3 protein-coding genes and 1 pseudogene are annotated in these 2,888 nt (G+C 72.5%); 3 read left to right on the forward strand and 1 reads right to left on the reverse strand.

Features of this window, described 5'->3' with window-relative positions:
- From VOI19_RS17475 to VOI19_RS17485, 3 genes are all read left to right on the forward strand, one after another.
- The coding region (locus VOI19_RS17475; RefSeq protein ID WP_323794226.1) for a helix-turn-helix domain-containing protein at positions 1 to 791 on the forward strand (791 nt) is incomplete at its 5' end.
- Between the two features lie 10 nt (positions 792 to 801).
- The gene (locus VOI19_RS17480; RefSeq protein ID WP_323794227.1) at positions 802 to 1,671 is read left to right on the forward strand and encodes an SGNH/GDSL hydrolase family protein; all 870 of its coding nucleotides are present in this window, start codon (positions 802 to 804) and stop codon (positions 1,669 to 1,671) included.
- Positions 1,672 to 1,700: 29 nt separating this feature from the next.
- On the forward strand, positions 1,701 to 2,657 hold the full coding sequence (locus tag VOI19_RS17485) for an SGNH/GDSL hydrolase family protein (protein ID WP_323794228.1): 957 nt from the start codon (positions 1,701 to 1,703) through the stop codon (positions 2,655 to 2,657).
- Between the two features lie 6 nt (positions 2,658 to 2,663).
- Here VOI19_RS17485 and VOI19_RS17490 read toward each other — a convergent pair.
- Positions 2,664 to 2,888, reverse strand: a pseudogene (locus tag VOI19_RS17490) (amidohydrolase); the annotation flags it as partial.

Here is a 2,888-nt window from a genome sequence, read left to right on the forward strand (position 1 = left end):
ACGCCGGACTGGACGCCGACACCCTGGCCGGCTTCGCCGAGCTCGTCTTCTTCTACATCGACCAGCTCTCCGCAGCCAGCGTCGCCGGCCACTCCGACGAGCTCGCCACGACCGGACGAGTGCGTCAACGACGCCTCGAGCGCCTGGCCCACCACCTGCTCGCCACGTCCGGCGCCGAGACGGTCACCGCGGCGGCCGAGCGTGCCGACTGGGCATCCCCGTCGACCCTGACCGCGGTGATCCTGGCCGAGGCGCAGGTGCGCCCTGCCCTCGCCGTCCTCTCCCCGCAGACCCTCCAGGCCGCCGAGCCGCCCGGCCTCGACGAGGGCGTCCTGCTGCTCGTGCCCGACGCCCACGGACGACGCCGTACGACACTGCTGCGCGTGCTCGCCGACCGCTCGGCCACCGTCGGCCCGACGCGGCCGTGGCTGGAGGTGGCGTCGTCGTACGACCGGGCGCTGCGTGCCCGGGGCCAGGGGCTGACCGGCGACACCGACACCCACCTGGCACAGCTCGTGCTCACCGCCGACCCCGACGCCCTCGCCGACCTGCGCGCCCGAGCCCTGGCTCCGCTGGCCGACCTGCGGCCCGCGACGATCGACAAGCTCACCGAGACGCTGCGTTTCTGGCTGCTGCTCCAGGGCCGGCGCGACGAGGTCGCCGACGCGCTCTTCGTGCACCCGCAGACCGTGAGGTACCGCATGGGTCAGCTGCGCGAGGCCTACGGCGACCGCCTCGAGGACCCCGCAGAGGTCCTCGCTCTCACGCTGGCGCTCGGGGCCACCCCGTAGCGTTGGCGCCATGAGGTTCCGGTCAACTGCTGCCCTGGCCGTCACGCTCACCCTGGCGCTCAGCGCGTGCTCGGGCAGCGACGCCTCGCAGGACGTGTCGTCGGTCGCCGAGGCCACCCCGAGCCCCTCGGTCGCGCCCGAGCCGTCGGCCGACGCCGTCCAGTACGTCGCGCTCGGAGACTCCTACGCCGCCGCCCCCGGCGTCCCGCCGACCGACCAGGCCGGTGGGTGCTTCCGGTCCGGGAGCAACTACGCGAGCGTGCTGGCCGAGTCGGCCGACCTCTTCCTCACCGATGTCACGTGCAGCGGCGCGACCAGTGACGACGTGGTGAGCGAGCAGGTCGCCGCGCTGAGCCCACAGACCGACCTGGTCACGATCGGCATCGGCGGAAACGACTCGGGCCTCTTCAGCACGATCCTGCGCAGCTGCCTGTCGTTCGGGGACGACGGGCTCTCCGGCGCCCCGTGCACCGAGGCGCTCACCGAGCAGCTCGACGCGATGGGTTCCGACATCGGCGCGAGCATCGGCTCGGCCCTCGACGCCGTGACCGAGGCCGCCCCCAACGCCGAGGTGTACGTCGTCGGCTACCCGGCCCTGCTGCCGGAGTCGGGCACCTGCCCCGACCTGGCCCCCTTCGCCGCCGACGACTACCCCCTCCTGGTCAACATCATCCGAGGGCTCTCGGACGCCCTGGAGTCGGCTGCGGCTGAGCGTGAGCTCTCGTTCATCGACGTCTACGCCGCCAGCGCGGGCCACGACGTGTGCTCCGACGACCCCTGGGTCAACGGCGCGAGCATGGCCTCCGACGGCACCATTCCCTTCCATCCCTTCGCCCAGGAACAGGCGGCGGTGGCCGACCTGCTGGCGGCCATGCTGTGAAGCGCCCCGGCATCTCGTACTCTGGAGTAGTGCCGAGAACGACACGCCTCGCTGCCGCGCGCGCCCTCACGGGTGCCGTGCTGGGCGCGCTCACCCTCAGCGCCTGCCAGGTGGTCGACGCGGCGACGTCGGTGCCGCCCGACGCAGGCTCCCGGGTCGAGTCGACGGAGACCCCCGGTGAGACGCCCGACGCGCCCTCCGACCCGTTGGTCTACGTCTCGATGGGCGACTCCTACACCGCGGCGCCGCTCTTTCCCCTGGCCGAGAGCGAGCAGATCAACGGCTGTCTGCGCTCCGACCAGAACTACCCGGCCCTCGTCGCGAGCGAGATCGGTGCCGATCTCATCGACGTCAGCTGCTCGGGCGCCTCGACGACCAGCATGTTCTCGACGCAGAAGTTCGTCGACAACGTGCAGCCGCCCCAGCTCGACTCGCTCGCGCCCGAGACCGACCTCGTGACGCTCGGCATCGGCGCCAACGACTTCCGCTACTTCTCCGAGATGATCTTCACCTGCCTCGCGGTCGCCAAGCGCGACCCGAAGGGCTCGCCGTGCCAGGAGAAGAACCTCACTCCCCAGGGACGCGACCGCATCGAGACGAATCTCGGTGAGATCCGACGCAACGTCGCCCGGGTCGTGCGCGCGATCTCCAGCAAGGCCCCCAACGCGCAGATCCTGCTGGTCGGCTACCCGCAGCTGTTGCCCGAGACCGGCACCTGCCGCGCCAAGCTGCCGCTCGCGGTCGGCGACTACGAGTACACCCGCAACCTCAACCTGCGCCTGGCCAACGCCGTCCGCAACGGTGGGGTCAAGGCGGGCGCCGAGTTCGTCGACCTCGTCGAGGCCAGCCAGGGCCACGACATCTGCTCCGACGAGCCGTGGGTGGCAGGCATCCGCGGCGCCCCGAAGCGCGCCATGGGCCTGCACCCCTACCCGGCCGAGCAGCGTGCCGTCGCCGACCTGGTCATCGGGCTCGTCCGCGACTGACCTGCCTCAGTCGGCGCGGTAGACGACGCGTCCGCCGACGACGGTGAGCGCCACCGGCATCGACCGCAGCGCAGCAGCGGTCGCGCGCGGGGTGTCGTGCTCCTCGAGCGGGTCGCGGTCGAGCAGCACGAGGTCGCCCCGCGAGCCCGGGCGCACGCGCGGCTGCTCGCCGACCGACGCGGCCAGGGCCTCACGCGGGGTGAGGGAGTGCTCGCCGTGCCAGGCCTCGCG

Origin of the sequence: Nocardioides sp., from assembly GCF_034670285.1 — a bacterium.
In the GTDB taxonomy this organism is placed as follows: domain Bacteria; phylum Actinomycetota; class Actinomycetes; order Propionibacteriales; family Nocardioidaceae; genus Nocardioides.